Source organism: Archangium sp. (genome assembly GCF_036388035.1).
Taxonomy (GTDB): domain Bacteria; phylum Myxococcota; class Myxococcia; order Myxococcales; family Myxococcaceae; genus Archangium.
Map to the genome: position 1 here is coordinate 1 of NZ_DASVSO010000650.1, position 16,559 is coordinate 16,559.

Genomic DNA, 16,559 nt, shown 5'->3' on the forward strand with positions numbered 1-16,559 from the left:
CCGCCAGGACGAAGTAGCCCTGCACCGCCGCGAAGAGGCCCGCCGCCACCGCCCGGGCCCTCCGGCGGCCGATGACCGCGCCGACCAGCTCCTCCAGGAGCTCCAGGTCCGCGCGCACCACCTTCTCGTAGGCCGCGCGCACCTCGGGCTGCCGCACCGCCTCCGCGCTGATCGTCACCCACGCCGCCACCGAGGCGGGGTCCGCGTCGTCTCCCGTGGCCAGGAAGGCCTCGAGGAAGGCGTCCACCTGGGACCGCGCTCCGCCCCGGCTCCGCTCCACTCGCGCCTTCACCCGCTCGCGCACGCGCGTCGCGAGCTGCTCCACCAGCGTGAGGAGGATCTCCTGCTTCTCCGTGAAGTGGTAGTGCACCAGCCCCGGGCTCAGCCCCGCCGCCTTCGCGATCTCCGCGATGGAGGCGCGCTCGTAGCCACGCTCGGCCATGACGCGCAGCAGTCCCTGGACGATCTGCTGGCGGCGCTCCTCCGTGTTCGATGGGCGGGCCATCTCCGGTTCCATTTCTAGGTTGGTTGACCAATTTATAAGGCGGCCGACGGGCGGTGTCAACCGGAGCCCCCGGTTTCCGTGTGGGTTCGTGAGCGGAAGGCGGGTGTGCGGGCTCTCAGTAGGAGAGGAGCGCGCAGACCTTCTCGCGGCCCAGGCGCTCGCGCCCGGGGAGGAAGTCGAGCGAGATGAGGACGCTGAAGCCCACCACCTCGGCACCGAGCTTCGTCACCAGCTTCGCGGTGGCCTCGGCCGTGCCGCCGGTGGCCAGCAGGTCGTCCACGATGAGCACCCGGTCCCCGGGCCCCACCGCGTCCTCGTGGAGCTGCAGCCCGTCGGCGCCGTACTCCAGCGCGTAGCGCTCCGTCACCGTCTTGTAGGGCAGCTTCCCCGGCTTGCGTGCCGGCGCGAAGCCCGCGTGCAGCGCGAGGGCGATGGGGGCTCCCAGCAGGAAGCCGCGTGCCTCCACGCCCACCACCTTCGAGATGTGCCGGCCGCGGAAGGGCGCGGCCATCGCGTTCACCACCCGCCCGAAGAGGTGCGGGTCCGCCAGCACCGGCGTCACGTCCTTGAAGACGATGCCCGGCTTGGGGAAGTCCGGCACGTCGCGGATGCGCGCCTTCACGTCCTCGAGGAGGTTGGAGTCGTGGCCGGGGATGAAGGGGGAAGGGGAGTTGCTCATGGGAAGAGCTCCGGGTTGACGCAGTGGGGAGGCTTGTGGCCCGCCAGTGCGGCGAGGAGGTTGTCCACCGCCATGGACGCCATGCGCCCACGGGTGGCGTGGCTCGCGCTCGCGATGTGCGGAGCGAGCAGGACGTTGGGCAGCTTCAACAGCGGGCTGTCCAGGGGCAGGGGCTCCGGGTCGGTCACGTCGAGCGCGGCGCCTCCCAGGTGTCCGCTCGCCAGGGCCTCCGCCAACGCGGCCGGGTCCACCACCGGCCCTCGTGCCGTGTTCACCAGCAGTGCCCCGCGCTTCATCGCCGCGAACTCCGCCCGCCCCAGCCAGTGCCGGGTGCCCGCGTTCAGCGGCACGTGCAGCGAGACGAAGTCCGACTCGGCCAGCAGCGTGGCCTTGTCCACGCGCGTGAGCCCCAGCTCCGCCTCCAGCGCTGGTCGGGGCTGGCGGCTGACGTACAGGAGCCGCATTCCAAAGCCGCGTGCCCGCCGGGCCACCGCCGTCCCGATGGCGCCCAGCCCCACGAGGCCCAGCGTCGCCCCGTACACGTCCGTGCCCAGCAGCAGGCCGGGCTCCCACGTCTTCCAGTGGCCCGCCCGGACATACGCGTCCGCCTCCGCCACCCGCCGCGCCAGCCCCATCAGCAGGGCGAAGGCGAAGTCCGCCGTCGTCTCCGTGAGCACCCCGGGCGTGTTGCCCACGGGGATGCGCCGCGAGGTGCATGCCGCCACGTCGATGTTGTCGTAGCCCACCGCCACGTTGCTGACGGCCCGCAGGCCCGGCGCCGAGGCGAGCAGGGCCTCATCCACCCGGTCGGTCAGCAGGGTGATGAGCCCCTCCACCTCCTGGGCCTGGGTGAGCAATACCTCCCGTGGAGGAGGCAGCGGCTCCTCCCATACGCGGAGTGAGACCTGTCCGGCCAGCCGGGCGAGCGCGTCTCCGGGGAGTTGTCGTGTGACGAAAACTCGGGGGCGGGTGGAGCGTTCCATTTCGACGGCCGATGCTCGCACAGGTGTGAGCCGTGCGGTGGATGACCGAGCAACCGATGCCCGGCCACCCCATATATTATTCCCACGGCGGCGGATCCCCGTCTGTGGTAATCGAACGGATTCCCCTCGTACCGGGGGGACCCAAGGGACTTGCGAGAACGTGCCTTCCATCGCCGACACACGAGAAGCCCCTTTTCCGCCTGATGGACAGTGGCTGCGCGCCCTCAAGGCGGAGGTTCAGCCCACCACCTTCCAGAAGGGTCGCGAGGCCGCGGAGACCCGTCGCGTCTTCGGGCTCCAACGCGAGGGCAACCTCATTCGCGCCCAGGTGGCCGGGGTTCCCCCGAACGAGGCGCGCTACGAGGTCGCGATCGAGGTGGGAGAGGGCCGGGCCACCTCCAAGTGCACCTGTGCGTCCTGGAACGTCTCGGGGCCTCACTGCCAGCACGTGGTGGCCGCGGCCCTCGTCTACGCGGCGCGCCTGCGTGCCTCCATGAACGCCGCCGCCGCGGCCGCCGCGCCTGCTCCCACGCCCGCCGCGGCCGCCGCGCCCGCCGCCGCGCCCGAGTTCCCGCCAGACGAGGAGATGGACGCCGACTCCGAGGCTCCCATCGCCATGGCGGAGACTCCCCTGGGGGACGGGGTGAGCCTCCCCGCGCTCGCCAAGGTGGAGAGCTGGCTCGGCCTCTCCGCCCAGCCGGACTACGAGTTCCTCTACCGGCTCACCCCTTCCAACACGGGCCCTGGCGGACGCCACTGGCTGGTGGACGTGCGCCGCCAGGATGCGCAGATGAAGGGGCCCGTGCATGTGAAGCGCATGCTCCAGGCCGGCACCCGCATCGCGCCGGCCGATGAGCGTGTCTTCATCATCCTCGCGAAGCACGAGCACCGGTACGACTCGCGCATCGTCGTCTCCGACGAGGACCTCTGCGAGCTGCTCGAGCTGCTGCGCCAGCGCCGCGTCATCTACCGGGGCACCGCGCTGCTCTTCTCGGAAGAGCCGGTGCGGCCGCAGATCCACCTCGAGTCCCGCCCGGATGGCGCCACCGCCCGCATCGAGCTGCTCATGCCGGACGGGACGAGCCTGGCCCTCAAGGACGTCATCCTGCTCGCGGGCATGCGGACGTGGATCCTCTCCGGCCAGTCGCTCCACCAGGTGGAGCCGGACCTGCCGCCCCGTCTGGTGCGCAAGTGGTTGCTGGAGCCCACCATGTCCTTCCCGGTGGGCCAGCTCGACCGGGTGCTCACGTTCTTCGCCGCCCACCTGCCACGCTTCCGCATGGCGCTCAAGGCGGACGACATCGACGTGGACGAGTCCGTGGAGCCCCACTTCGTCCTCACGCTCGAGGGCACGCCCGAGCGCGTGAAGGTGCAGCTCGCCGCGCGCTACGGGCAGACGACCGTGCCCGTGTCCCCCACCGCCTCGCACCTGGGCTACGCCAGTGGTGTGGGCACCGACGGCCGCAAGCTGTACCGGCGCCGGGAGGAGCTCGAGCGCGGCGCGGGCAAGCGCCTGCTGGAGATGGGGCTGCGCTACGACAACCACACCCACGCCTACGAGGGCAGTGGTGACAGCGCCATCGAGTTCTGGGCGCGCGGCCTCGCGTCGCTGCCCGATGAGTGGGAGCGCTACGGCGTACAGGCCCCCAAGGTGCGCCTGCGGCCCAAGCTGCGTCCGCGCATCCGCGTGGGCATGAGCGGGGTGAGCTGGTTCGAGCTGGACGCCGAGTTCGTCACCGATGACCAGGCGGTGGACCTGGGCGCGGTGCGCATGTGGCTCGACTCGGGCCGCCGCTTCATTCCGCTCAAGGACGGCACCTTCGCCGAGGCGGACATCGCGGAGATCAAGCGCGCCGCGGACCTGTTGGAAGAGGCCGGTGCCATGCCCGGCCGCACCCGCACGCGCCTGCCGCTGCACCAGGCCGTCGCGTTGGACCTGCTGGTGGAGCTCGGCGAGTTCACCGAGGTGGAGGCCAAGGCGCGCAAGGCCATGACGGAGCTGCGCGACACCAACGGGGTGCCCAAGGCAGGCGTCCCCGACGGCCTCCAGGCCACGCTGCGCCACTACCAGGAGGCGGGCCTGTCCTGGCTGTGGTTCCTCCACCGTCACGGCCTGTCCGGCATCCTCGCGGACGACATGGGTCTCGGAAAGACGATCCAGTCCCTGAGCCTCCTGCAGAAGGTGGCCAACGAGGAGGGGCGCAAGCCGTCGCTCGTGGTGGCTCCCACCAGCGTGCTCGCCAACTGGGAGCGCGAGGCCGAGCGCTTCACCCCGGGCCTCAAGACGATCATCTGGCACGGCCAGGACCGCAAGGAGCGCGTCGAGGACCTCAAGGGCGCGGACCTCGTGCTCACGTCCTACGCGCTGGTGCGGCGCGACCTGGAGGCGCTCAGCGAGGTGGGCTTCCGCTACGTCATCCTCGACGAGGCGCAGAACATCAAGAACGCGGACAGCGCCACCGCGCAGGCGTGCAAGTCGCTGCCGAGCGATACGCGCCTCGCGCTCACCGGTACGCCGCTGGAGAACCGGCTCAGCGAGCTGTGGAGTCTCTTCGACTTCCTCATGCCGGGCTTCCTCGGGAGCGCCGAGGGCTTCAGCGACCGCTTCGAGCAGCCCATCCAGGTGGCCAACGACGCCACCGCCAGGGACCGGCTGCGCCGCCGCATCCAGCCCTTCATCCTGCGCCGCCTGAAGACGGAGGTGGCCAAGGACCTGCCGCCCAAGACGGAGAGCGTGGCCTGGTGCGAGATGGAGCCCGGTCAGGCCGCCCTCTACCGCGAGGTGCTCGATGAGAGCCGCCGCAAGGTGAGCGAGTCCATCGAGAAGATGGGCTTCAAGCGCAGCCGCGTCTCCATCCTCGCGGCCCTCATGCGGCTGCGTCAGGTGTGCTGCGATCCGCGTCTGCTCAAGATGCCTCCGGGCACGCTGCTGCCGAGCAGCGCGAAGCTGGAGCGCTTCGGCCAGCTCGTGGACGACCTGGTCGCCGAGGGGCACCGCGCGCTCGTCTTCAGCCAGTTCACCGAGATGCTGGAGCTGCTCAAGGGCGAGGCGGATCGGCGCGGCCTGAGCTACCTCTACCTCGACGGCCGCACCAAGGACCGCATGGGCAAGGTGGACGAGTTCAACCGCCCGGACGGACCGCCGCTCTTCTTCATCAGCCTCAAGGCGGGCGGCACCGGCCTCAACCTCACCGCGGCCGACTACGTCATCCACTACGACCCGTGGTGGAACCCGGCGGTGGAGGATCAGGCGACGGACCGTACCCACCGCATCGGCCAGACGCGCGCCGTCATCAGCTACAAGCTCATTACCCGCGGCACTGTGGAGGAGAAGATTCTCAGCCTCCAAAAGCGCAAGAAGGACCTGGCCGCGGGGGTGCTCGGCGCCGACAGCGACATGGGGAAGATCCTCACCGAAGAGGACATCGCGGACCTGCTGCAGGGCGAGTGACCCTGGAGGACTACACGAGAGTCCGACGGCTCACATCACCCTCCGTGCATGCAAGCTGCCGCACGAGCCACGGGACGGAACGCTTGTGCAGTGTCAGAGGCCACTGCTAGGTTGTTCAGGTACGGTCCGAATGGCGAAGGAGGGCACCGTGCTGCTGGGCTTGCGCATTTCGAATGTGGCGGTGATCGAGGAGGTGGAGGTGACGTTCGGGGCCGGCCTGACCGTGCTCACGGGCGAAACTGGCGCGGGTAAGTCCATCTTGGTGGACGCGCTCGGGCTTTTGCTGGGCGGGCGGGCGGATGCCGACGCCATTCGCGCCGGCTGCGACGAGGCCTCGGTGGAGGGCGTCTTCGAACGCACCCCCGTGCTCGCCGAGCGGATGGAGGAGCTGGGGCTGCCGGACCTCGGCGAAGAGGTGCTGGTGCGCCGGGTGGTGGGCCGCAACGGCCGCGCCAAGGCCTACATCAATGGCTCCCTGATGACGGTGGGCGTGCTGGCCCGCTTCATGCGCGGCGCGGTGGACATCGCCGGTCAGCACGAGCACGTGAGCCTCTTCGACTCCGGGCTGCACCGGGCCCTGCTGGACCGGTACGGGCGGCTGGAGGAGCAGCTCGCCGCCTATGGGCGCGACTACGCGGCCGTGGCGGAGGTGGTGTCGCGCATGGAGGCGCTGGGCGGGGACGAGTCCCGGCTGCGCGAGCGCGCCGAGTTCCTGCGCTTCCAGTTGGATGAGATCACCCGCCTGGACCCGGAGTCGGGCGAGGACACGCGGCTGGACGCCGAGCGGCGCCGGCTGGCCAGCTCGGAGAAGCTCAAGCGGCAGGGCTCCGAGGCGGAGCTGCTGCTCGGCGGCGAGGAGTCGAGCGCCGTGGAGAAGGTGGGGCGCGCGCTGGGGCTGGTGAACGAGGCGACGAAGTGCGACGCCTCGCTGGCCCCCGTGGCCGAGGCGTTGGGCTCGGCCCTCTCGGAGCTCGAGGAGGCGCAGCGCCGGCTCAGCCGCTACGTGGAGGGCCTCGAGTCCGACCCGGCGCGGCTGGGTGAGGTGGATGACCGCCTGGATGCCCTCAAGCGGCTGTGCCGCAAGCACGCCACCACCCTGGACGGCGTGTTGCAGAAGCGGGACGCGCTGGAGACGGAGCTCTCCACGCTGGACAACCGGCAGGAGGTGCTGGAGCAGCTCGCCCGGGAGCGCAAGGCCGTGGAGGAGCGGGCGCGCCGCAGTGGCGAGGCCCTGTCCCGGGCGCGCGCCTCGTGCGCCGTCACCTTCGGCACCCAGGTGCGCGAGGGGCTGGGACTGCTCGCGCTGGGCAAGGCGGCCTTCGAGGTGCGGGTGACGCCCGGCACCCAGCTCAAGTCCGAGGGCCTGGACGACGTGGAGTTCTTCTTCAGTGCCAACCCGGGCGAGCCTTCTCGGCAGCTGGCCAAGGTGGCTTCCGGCGGCGAGGCCTCCCGCCTCCTGCTGGCCCTCAAGCGTGCATTGGCGGACAGTGATGGCTGCGGCTGCTACGTCCTGGACGAGGCCGACTCCGGGGTGAGTGGCGCCATCGCGGACGTGGTGGGACGGATGATCAAGGACGTGAGTGGGCACCGTCAGGTGCTGTGCATCACCCACCTGCCCCAGGTGGCGGCCTATGCGGACGCCCACCTGCTCATCCGCAAGGGACTCAAGGGCGAGCGCACCGTTTCCGAGGTGGTGGCCCTGGAGGCCGGCGCGCAGCGGACCCAGGAGCTCGCGCGGATGATGTCCGGGGTGGAGGTGACGCGCGAGGCGCTGGGAGCAGCGGAGGCCCTGGTGCGCTCGGCCCACCGGGTGTCCGGACCCCCCCGGGCCCGCAGGGAGCCAGCCCCGGAAGGTGGCTCGAGGGGCAGGCTGCGCCGCACCGCGTAGCGAGGAGGCATGCAACGCCTCCTTGCTCCGACACGTCCCGTCACATAGCATCCCCCCCGTGTCCAGAACCGCAGGGCAGACCGCGGCTCCCCGTATGAAGGTCGTCTCGGCCGGCCTCACGGACGTGGGGCGTAAGCGCAACCATAACGAGGACAGCTTCCTCATCGACGATGAGCTCCAGCTCTACGTCGTTGCGGATGGTATGGGTGGCCATGCCGGGGGCGGTACCGCCTCCCGCATCGCCGTCGAGACCATCGACAAGGAGCTGAGACGGGCCCGCGACAGCCGGGACAACCCGTTCGTCACCAGCCCCAACCTGCAGGACGCGCTCCTGCCGGATGCGCTCCGCACGGCGGTGGAGAAGGCCTGTCTGGCCATCTTCACCACCGCGCAGGAGGATCCGCGCCTGTCGGGCATGGGCACCACGGTCATCTCGCTCGTCGTGCGCGACAACCTCGCGTTCTTCGCGCACGTGGGCGACAGCCGCGCCTACCTCGTCCGGGGTCCCCTCATCCAGCAGATCTCCGAGGACCACTCGCTGGTCAACGAGCAGATCAAGGCCGGGATGATCACCCCCGAGGAGGCCAAGCACTCCCGCTACAAGAACATCATCACGCGCTCCGTGGGCTTCGAGGAAGAGGTCCAGGTGGACGTGATGGGGGTGGTGGCGGAGCCGGGTGACGTCTACCTGCTGTGCTCGGACGGTCTCGCCAACATGGTCGAGGACCGGGAGCTCCATGAGGTGGTGCAGGCCACGGCCAACCTCGTGGACGTTCCCAAGCGTCTCATCGACCTGGCGAACGAGCGTGGCGGCGACGACAACATCACGGTCATCGTCGTGCAGATGTCCACCTGACGCCGGCCCCTTCGAGAGGGCGGATGGAATTGTTCCACGGCACTGGACGTGGGAAGTCGGGTGTCGTGTGTCCTTGCTTGACACCCTGAGAAGTCGGGTGGTAGCTGCCCAAACGATTCCCGTGTGTTGAGACGCACGGTGGATGACGGAAGGATGGGCGGCGGGGTAGGGGAGATGAAATGCGCTCGGGGAAGACCTAGTTTCTCGCCCCGAGTTCGCACGCCGAAGCGCTGAGGCGCACTTAAGGGAGCTGGCATTGGCGAAGGCGAAAAAGTCCTACACCCTGATGGTGATCGCGGACCACAACTCCCCGGTCCGGCGGTTCAACGTCCCGAAGTCACTCATCCTGCAGGTGAGCGGGGGTGTGTTGCTGCTGGCGGGCCTGGCCCTGGGTGCCACCCTTCACTACTTCCAGGTGGCCCGGGACGCGGCGGAGAACCGGATTCTGCGTGAGGAGAACCTCACCCTGCGCGGCCAGCTCAAGTCGGTGCGCGAGCGCATCGAGCACATCGGCTCCACGTTGGACCGGGTGGAGCGCTTCGACCAGAAGCTGCGCGCCATCACGCTGCTGTCGGATCCGCAGCGCAATCTGGCCATGGGCCCGGTGGAGCAGGAGCCGGGCGTCGGCGCCCCCACCGCGGAGACGCAGTTCACCGAGCTCACCAGCATGGAGTCGCCCAAGGCGCTGGCGGGCCGGTTGGATCGGCTGAGCGCCGAGGCCACGCGCCAGGAGCAGAGCCTCCAGGAGCTGCAGGCCTACTTCCAGGACCAGAAGTCGCTGCTGGCCTCCACGCCGTCCATGTGGCCCACGCGCGGCTGGGTGACGAGCGACTTCGGCCAGCGGCTCGACCCGTACACGGCGGACCGCGTGTCGCACGGCGGCATGGACATCGCGGCCCCGCACGGCAAGGAAGTCAACGCGCCGTCGGACGGCACGGTGGTGTTCGCGGGGCTCGAGGGCGGTTACGGCAACGTCATCGTCATCGACCACGGCTACGGCATCAAGACGCGCTACGGCCACCTGTCGAAGATGCTGGTGAAGGCGGGAGACCGGGTGAAGCGCGGCTCGACCATCGCGGCGGTGGGCAACACCGGGCGCTCCACGGGTCCGCACCTGCACTACGAAGTGCGCGTCAACGGCATCCCGCAGAACCCGCGCAAGTTCATCCTCGAGGAGTAACCCTCCCGGGGAGCGGGCCTCCCAGGTGGATGCGAGTGAAGGGGTGAAGGCCGAGCGCCCTCGCCCCTTTCGCGTTTTCAGGGCTCGCTGGCGCCGGGGACGAAGCCCCCGAGCTGGAGCCGCCGGCGCTGAAGGCCCCCGGCGTTCCCCATCCGCTCCAGGGTGTAGGCGCGCTCGAGCTCTCCCCACACGAGCGGCCCCAGCACCTGCCAGTGGGTGGGCTGCTCGATGGTGAGCTCCAGCAGGGCGAGCGTGAAGTCGGGGGCCTCGGCGCCCTCGGGCAGCGCGGCGCGCGCGTCCGCCATGAGCCGGGCCCGGGTGGGCTCGCGCAGCCCCTCCGTCACCGACAGCCCCGAGGTGGGCACCAGCAGCGCGGCGAAGTTGTCCCCCTGCAGCCGCACCAGCTTCGCCCCGGGGAGCTGCGCCTGGAGCGAGGCCACCACGGCGCGCAGCATCGCGTCGCCCGCGGGGAAGCCGTGGCGCGCGTTGACGTGAATCATCCCCTTCACGTCCACGAGGAGCGCGCCCACCGTCCAGCCCGCGTGGTGGGCGTGCGTGGAGAGGTCGAACTCCTCCTTGAGCAGCATGCCCTGGGTGAGGGCGAGCGGATTGAGCGCCCCCGTGGCGTCCGGCACGCCCCGGCGTGCGTGCTCCTCGTCGAGCAGGCGCTGGAGCGCGACCGTCACGGGCTCGGGCGAGCGCTGCACGAGCCGCGGGTAGAGGGCCACCAGCGCGGTGGCCAGGGCTTCGTCGATGGCGTAGGGCATGGGTGTCAGAGCGTCCGGTGGGCCGTCACCGTCACCTCGTCCCGGTCATGGTAGAGCTGCCGGATGGTGAGGTTCTGCCAGCCGCCCTCCTCGGTGAGGATGTGGCGCACCCGCACGAGGATGGGGTTCTTGTCCTTCATGGGCAGCTTGATGTTGGCCACCAGGTGCGTGGCCCAGCCGCGCCGGCCCCACTTGGCCAGCAGTTGAGCCACCTCGAGCGGCCGCCAGGCCATGTCGCAGAAGAGCCAGTCAGCCGGCTCCTCGGGGGCATAGGTGAAGGCGCTCTCCTGGACGTGCTCGACGCGTACGTTCTCGGCCAGCTCCGGCAGCAGCTTCGCCGGATCCACGGCAATCACCCGCGCGCCGCGCGCCATCAGCCGCTGCGTCCACCCACCTGGCGCCGCACCGAGGTCGATGCACACCTCGCCGCGTCCCGGCTCGAAGGGGAGGTTGATGAGGGCCTCCTCCAGCTTCATCGCCGCGCGTGAGGGCGCATCTCCCGGACGCCGCATGCGCTGGCGCCCACCGGGGGACAGGGAGAGGGCCTCGCGGGCGGGGACGGAGCCGGCCACCACCACCCCGGGCGCCACGCACAGCTCGACGAGCGTGGCCCCGGCCTCGCGGGCGCGCCACGTCTCCTCCAGCTGCCGCTCCTTGGGCAGTCGGATTCGCACGGCTTCCAGCAGGGCGTCCGCCTCGTCGGCCAGGCGGTTGCCGGCCGGACTGTCGGGCGTGAAGGCCTGAAGCACGAGCGAGCCGGAGGGCAGCGACTCCTTCACCCGGGCCACGACGGACTCCGCGAGCTGCTCGGGTGTCTGCCCGGAATCGAAGGAGGCGATCACCCGGATGCCCGTGCGGGCGAAGACGGGCGGTTCGGCCGGGCGCTCCTCACTCTCCACCAGTACCTCACCGAGCATGCGAGGCGAGGCACCCGCCCACGCCAGCTCCTCGTACAGGTGCTGTTCGAAGCCGGCGCGGCAGGTCCACAACCATCGCCCGGGTTGGGCGGGGAGGGTGTCCGCGGGGAGGGGCGGAGGCTTCACCCGCGGTGGAATGGGAGGGAGCGGGGTGGTGGGTTGCTTCGGACCCCGGGAGGAAGTGCCCTTCTTCTGAGGGCGGGGAGCAGGGCGCTTCGTGGGGCGCCGGTCATCTTTTCGACGAGAGGGCATTGCGTGGTCTCGGTTCCGCTTTACTCTGTCCTGCCGCGCGCACGGCAGCCTGCCAGGTGGAATGACGCCGGGGAAACACATGGTTTCCTTCCTGCATCCCCCCTACACTCCGGGGATTTCCCTTCACTCGCCGCTTCCCTTCGAGGATTCTCGGGCGAGAGAGTCAGAATCGCATGATCGAATGGACGCTGAAGAAGATCATCGGGACGAAGAATGAGCGCGAGCTCAAGAAAACGCTCCCGAAGGTAGCCCGCATCAACGAGCTGGAAAGCAAGATGCGGGCGTTGAAGGATGAAGATTTCCCCGCCGCCACCGCACGGATGAAGCAGGAGGTGCAGAACGGCCGCCCTCTGGACGAGCTGCAGTTCGACGCGTTCGCCATCGTGCGTGAGGCCGCTCGCCGGGTGATCGGCCAGCGGCACTACGACGTGCAGATGATCGGCGGCATGTTCCTCCACCAGGGGTGCATCGCCGAGATGCGCACCGGTGAGGGCAAGACGCTCACCGCCACGCTGCCCTCGTACCTCAACGCCCTGTCCGGCCGCGGCGTGCACGTGGTGACGGTGAACGATTACCTCGCCCGGCGCGACGCCGAGTGGATGGGTCGCGTGCACCGCTTCCTGGGCATGACCACCGGCTGCATCCTGCACGAGCTGAACGATCGTCAGCGCCAGGAGTCCTACCGGGCGGACATCACCTACGGGCAGAACAACGAGTTCGGCTTCGACTACCTGCGCGACAACATGAAGTTCCGCCTGCAGGACTACGTCCAGCGCGAGCTGAACTTCGCCATCGTCGACGAGGTGGACTCCATCCTCATCGACGAGGCCCGCACCCCGCTCATCATCTCGGGCCCCACCGAGGACACCACCGACAAGTACTACCGCGTCGACCAGGTCATCCCCGGCCTCATCCCCGACCAGGACTACGTCCTGGACGAGAAGCACAAGTCGGTGTCCCTCACCGACAACGGCATCGACAAGCTGCAGAAGCGCCTCAACATCGACAACCTCTACGACCCGGGGGAGATCGAGACGCTCCACCACGTGGAGCAGGCCCTGCGCGCCCACACGCTCTACAAGCGTGACCGCGACTACGTGGTGCGCGACGGCGAGGTCATCATCGTCGACGAGTTCACCGGTCGCCTCATGGCCGGCCGCCGCTGGTCCGATGGCCTCCACCAGGCCGTCGAGGCCAAGGAGGGCGTGAAGATCGAGAACGAGAACCAGACGCTGGCGACCATCTCGTTCCAGAACTACTTCCGCATGTACTCCAAGCTCTCGGGCATGACCGGCACCGCCGACACCGAGGCCGAGGAGTTCGCGAAGATCTACAACCTCGAAGTCCGGGTGGTGCCCACCAACCGGGCGATGGTCCGCAAGGACCTCGAGGACGTGGTCTACAAGACCGAGCGCGAGAAGTTCGAGGCGGTCGCCAAGGACATCGTGGAGCTGCACAAGAAGGGGCAGCCGGTGCTGGTGGGCACGGTGTCCATCGAGCGGAGCGAGAAGGTCGCCACGTTCCTCAAGAAGGCCGGCATCCCGCACAACGTCCTCAACGCCAAGCAGCACGAGCGCGAGGCGGACATCGTCGCGCAGGCGGGCCGCAAGGGCGCCGTCACCATCTCCACCAACATGGCCGGTCGCGGTACGGACATCCTCCTGGGTGGCAACCCGGAGGTCATGGCCAAGAACGAGGTGGGTCCCGAGCCCCAGCCTCCGGCGTCGATGACGGGCCCGGAAGGCCAGACGGTGGACCTGACCGAGTACCAGCAGGCGCTCGCCGCGTACAAGCAGCGCTTCGAGGAGACGCTGGCCCGGTACAAGGCCCAGACGCAGAAGGAGCGCGAGGAAGTGGTGGCCGCCGGCGGCCTCTACATCATCGGCACCGAGCGTCACGAGTCGCGCCGCATCGACAACCAGCTGCGTGGCCGCGCCGGCCGCCAGGGTGACCCGGGTGGCAGCCGCTTCTACCTGTCGCTCGAGGACGACCTGATGCGCATCTTCGGGTCCGAGCGCATCTCGGGCCTGATGGAGCGCCTGGGCATGGAGGAGGGCGAGGTCATCGAGCACGTGTGGCTCAGCCGCGCCATCGAGAGCGCCCAGCGGCGCGTCGAGGGACACAACTTCGACATCCGCAAGAACCTGCTCGAGTACGACGACGTGATGAACCAGCAGCGGCGCACCATCTACAAGCTGCGCCGCAAGGTGCTGGCCGCCGGTGCCGGCCTGCCGCTGGTGGAGTTCGAGGAGGACAAGAAGACGCGCGTGAAGCTGCGCTCGGAGCACACCGTCTCCTGGGCGGACTTCAAGGAGGGGGTGCTGGACGCCCTCGAGGACGTCATCGTGTCCCTCACCGACACGTACTGCCCGTCCAAGAACCCGGCCTCCTGGGACCTGGAGGCGCTCACCCGCTCCCTCAAGGAGACGCTCAACCTGGAGATGGGCTTCACCGAGTTCCGGGGCACCCGCGAGGAGGTCCAGGACGACATCTACAAGGCCGCCGAGAAGGTCTTCCTGGCCCGCGAGGAGGAGTTCGGCGAGGAGTTCCTGCGCTTCCTCCAGGTGCGCTACCTGGCCACCATCGACACCCTGTGGAAGGACCACCTGCTGGCCATGGACCACCTGCGCCAGGGCATCGGCCTGCGTGGCTACGGCCAGAAGGACCCGAAGCAGGAGTACAAGAAGGAGGGCTACAACGGCTTCATGCAGATGCTCGGCGTCATCAGCACGCAGTTCGTCAGCCAGATGATGCGCGTGCAGGCCAAGGCGGCCACCGCCGAGGAGGCGGCCCGGTTGCAGCGGCAGATGGCCCAGCGGCAGCGGCAGATGCAGGAGGGTCGCGCCGACGCCGAGGGCAAGCTGGCCGAGCCCGCCCCGCGTCCGGCCACCCGCCAGCAGGCGGCCGCCCCGGCCGGCGGTCCCAAGGTGGGCCGGAACGATCCGTGCCCCTGCGGCAGTGGCAAGAAGTACAAGAAGTGCCACGGCGCCGCCGAGGCCAGCGTCTAGGCCCTCACGGTTGACCGGGCGCCGGCTCCCCCGGCCGCCCGGCACCCGTCCACCACCCTTCACCCGGCGTGGCGAAGCTTGCACCGCCTGGAGGGGTTCTGTTAGAGAAGCGCGCCCGTCACCTGCCTACATCGGTGACGGGTTCGCTGTTTCAGTCCACCCACTACGCACACGCCCCGTGCCGGTCCTCGGTGCCTCCCTCGGGAGGCCGCGACTGGAAACAAAACCACGGACGTGGAGGAAGAACCGAAATGGAAACGCAGGATACGACTCAGCAGCAGGCCATGGCCGCCGCCGGCGGCATCACGATGCGGCAGCTCCTGGAGGCCGGTGTTCACTTCGGCCACCAGACCAAGCGCTGGAACCCGAAGATGAAGCCCTACATCTTCGGCGCCCGCAACGGCATCTACATCATCGACCTCCAGAAGACGGTCAACATGGCCCGCGCGGCCTTCCGCTTCGTGGCGGACCTGACCTCGCGCGGTGGCACGGTGCTCTTCGTGGGCACCAAGAAGCAGGCCCAGGACGTCATCCAGGAGGAGGCGCGCCGCGCCGGTCAGTTCTTCGTCACCAGCCGCTGGCTGGGTGGCACGCTGACCAACTTCAAGACGATCAAGCAGGGCATCGACCGCCTCAAGACGCTTGAGAAGATGGCCGAGGACGGCACCTTCGAGCGCCTCCCCAAGAAGGAAGTCGCCTCCCTCGAGCGTGAGCGCGAGAAGCTGGAGAAGAACCTGGGCGGCGTGAAGGAGATGTCCAAGCTGCCCAAGTGCCTCTTCGTCGTCGACCCGAAGAAGGAGCACATCGCCATCCACGAGGCCAACCGCCTCGGCATCCCCGTGATCGGCGTGGTGGACACCAACTGCGACCCGGACGGCATCGACTTCGTCATCCCGGGCAACGACGACGCCATCCGCTCCATCAAGCTCTTCACCTCGAAGATCGCCGAGTCCTGCATCGAGGGCGGCGCTCGCTACCGCGCCAGCGGGGCGGCCGACCGTGACGAGGACGAGGCTCGCGAGGGCCGTGACGACCGCCGCGACCGCGACGACCGCCGTGGGCCGCGTCGCAATGACCGTGGTGGCGACCGCCGCGGTGGCGATCGCGGGGGTGACCGGGGCGGCGACCGCCGCGGTCCTCTCGTGGAGATGAAGGGTGGCACGGCTGCTCCCGCCGCCGCGGGTGAGGCCACCTCCGAGGGTGGCGAGGGTGGCGAGCCCGCCGCCGAGTAATACCGCCGCGCTCCTCGGGGCGCGATGAAGTCCAGCCGGGCGGCGCATGTCGCCGTCCGGCTTTTCCTTTTCAACCCTGGCAGTACCTTCAAACCTGAACGCCCCGCCCGGCGCCCGCCGCTCGGAGAGGGCCCCTGGAGACGAACATGGCCGAAGTCAGCGCCTCGATGGTGAAGGAGCTCCGCGAGAAGACCGGCGCGGGCATGATGGATTGCAAGAAGGCCCTCGGCGAGACCGGTGGCGATTTCGCCAAGGCCGAGGAGTGGCTGCGCAAGAAGGGCATCTCCCGCGCCGAGGGCAAGGCCGCCCGCGTGGCCGCCGAGGGCATGATCGGCACCTACATCCACGGTGGCCGTATCGGCGTCATCGTGGAGGTCAACTGCGAGACGGACTTCGTTGCCCGCAACACGGACTTCCAGGACCTGGTGAAGGACGTGGCCATGCAGATCGCCGCGGCCGGCCCCAAGTACGTGCGCCGCGAGGAGATCCCCACCGAGCAGCTGGAGAAGGAGAAGGAGATCCAGCGCGCGCTGCTCAAGCAGCAGGGCAAGCCCGAGGCCATGTGGGACAAGATCCTCGTGGGCAAGGTGGAGAAGTACTGCGAGCAGGTGTGCCTCGTGGACCAGCTCTGGGTGAAGGACGACAAGAAGAAGGTCGGTGAGATGATCACCGAGCGCGCCGCGAAGATCGGCGAGAAGGTCGCCGTGCGCCGCTTCGTCCGGTACGAGGTGGGCGAGGGCATCGAGAAGAAGAAGGACGACCTCGCCGCCGAGGTCGCCAAGACGCTGGGCCAGGCCTAGTCGTCGCGCCCTCCCTCGAGGGCGTCTCCAGAGGGCCGCAC

The 16,559-nt window shown here is 69.3% G+C and carries 12 protein-coding genes; 7 read left to right on the forward strand and 5 right to left on the reverse strand.

Going from position 1 to position 16,559, the window contains the following annotated elements; genetic code table 11:
- The 3 genes from VF697_RS26605 to VF697_RS26615 all read right to left on the reverse strand — a co-directional run.
- Nucleotides 1–505: TetR family transcriptional regulator (locus tag VF697_RS26605; protein WP_331099525.1), on the reverse strand; the 505-nt coding region annotated here is incomplete at its 3' end.
- 115 nt (nucleotides 506–620) lie between these two features.
- Nucleotides 621–1,184 carry an adenine phosphoribosyltransferase gene (locus tag VF697_RS26610; protein WP_331099526.1) on the reverse strand — a complete coding sequence of 188 codons (564 nt, stop codon included), beginning with the start codon at nucleotides 1,182–1,184 and terminating at the stop codon, nucleotides 621–623.
- Nucleotides 1,181–2,167: a D-glycerate dehydrogenase gene (locus tag VF697_RS26615; RefSeq protein WP_331099527.1), complete on the reverse strand. Its 987-nt coding sequence runs from the start codon at nucleotides 2,165–2,167 to the stop codon at nucleotides 1,181–1,183. The genes VF697_RS26610 and VF697_RS26615 overlap by 4 nt, the downstream gene beginning before the upstream one ends.
- A gap of 160 nt (nucleotides 2,168–2,327) precedes the next feature.
- On the opposite strand from VF697_RS26615, the gene VF697_RS26620 reads away from it, so the two are divergent.
- The 4 genes from VF697_RS26620 to VF697_RS26635 all read left to right on the forward strand — a co-directional run bounded on the left by VF697_RS26620 (nucleotide 2,328) and on the right by VF697_RS26635 (nucleotide 9,542).
- On the forward strand, nucleotides 2,328–5,618 hold the full coding sequence (locus tag VF697_RS26620) for a DEAD/DEAH box helicase (RefSeq protein ID WP_331099528.1): 3,291 nt from the start codon (nucleotides 2,328–2,330) through the stop codon (nucleotides 5,616–5,618).
- 148 nt (nucleotides 5,619–5,766) lie between these two features.
- A complete protein-coding gene (recN, locus tag VF697_RS26625; RefSeq protein ID WP_331099547.1) occupies nucleotides 5,767–7,506 on the forward strand; it encodes a DNA repair protein RecN in 1,740 nt (579 codons plus the stop codon).
- A gap of 94 nt (nucleotides 7,507–7,600) precedes the next feature.
- Nucleotides 7,601–8,362, forward strand: coding sequence for a Stp1/IreP family PP2C-type Ser/Thr phosphatase (locus VF697_RS26630; RefSeq protein WP_331099529.1), 762 nt, complete (start codon nucleotides 7,601–7,603; stop codon nucleotides 8,360–8,362).
- Between the two features lie 286 nt (nucleotides 8,363–8,648).
- Nucleotides 8,649–9,542: a M23 family metallopeptidase gene (locus VF697_RS26635; protein WP_331099548.1), complete on the forward strand. Its 894-nt coding sequence runs from the start codon at nucleotides 8,649–8,651 to the stop codon at nucleotides 9,540–9,542.
- Nucleotides 9,543–9,619: 77 nt separating this feature from the next.
- On the opposite strand, the gene VF697_RS26640 is transcribed toward VF697_RS26635, so the two are convergent.
- Together VF697_RS26640 and rlmM are read right to left on the reverse strand one after the other, a co-directional pair.
- Entirely contained in the window at nucleotides 9,620–10,309 is a 690-nt protein-coding gene (locus VF697_RS26640; RefSeq protein ID WP_331099530.1) for a diguanylate cyclase domain-containing protein, read from the reverse strand.
- 5 nt (nucleotides 10,310–10,314) lie between these two features.
- On the reverse strand, nucleotides 10,315–11,298 hold the full coding sequence (rlmM, locus tag VF697_RS26645; RefSeq protein WP_331099531.1) for a 23S rRNA (cytidine(2498)-2'-O)-methyltransferase RlmM: 984 nt from the start codon (nucleotides 11,296–11,298) through the stop codon (nucleotides 10,315–10,317).
- Nucleotides 11,299–11,651: 353 nt separating this feature from the next.
- Here rlmM and secA point away from each other — a divergent pair, with 353 nt between their 5' ends.
- The 3 genes from secA (at nucleotide 11,652) to tsf (ending at nucleotide 16,518) form a co-directional block, all read left to right on the forward strand.
- Nucleotides 11,652–14,486 (forward strand): preprotein translocase subunit SecA, encoded by a 2,835-nt coding sequence (gene secA, locus VF697_RS26650; protein ID WP_331099532.1) that lies wholly within the window; start codon nucleotides 11,652–11,654, stop codon nucleotides 14,484–14,486.
- Between the two features lie 251 nt (nucleotides 14,487–14,737).
- Nucleotides 14,738–15,718, forward strand: a complete 981-nt coding sequence (gene rpsB / locus VF697_RS26655; RefSeq protein ID WP_331099533.1) for a 30S ribosomal protein S2 — start codon at nucleotides 14,738–14,740, stop codon at nucleotides 15,716–15,718.
- A 146-nt stretch (nucleotides 15,719–15,864) separates the two neighbouring features.
- Entirely contained in the window at nucleotides 15,865–16,518 is a 654-nt protein-coding gene (gene tsf / locus VF697_RS26660; RefSeq protein WP_331099534.1) for a translation elongation factor Ts, read from the forward strand.
- Nucleotides 16,519–16,559: the final 41 nt, after the last annotated feature.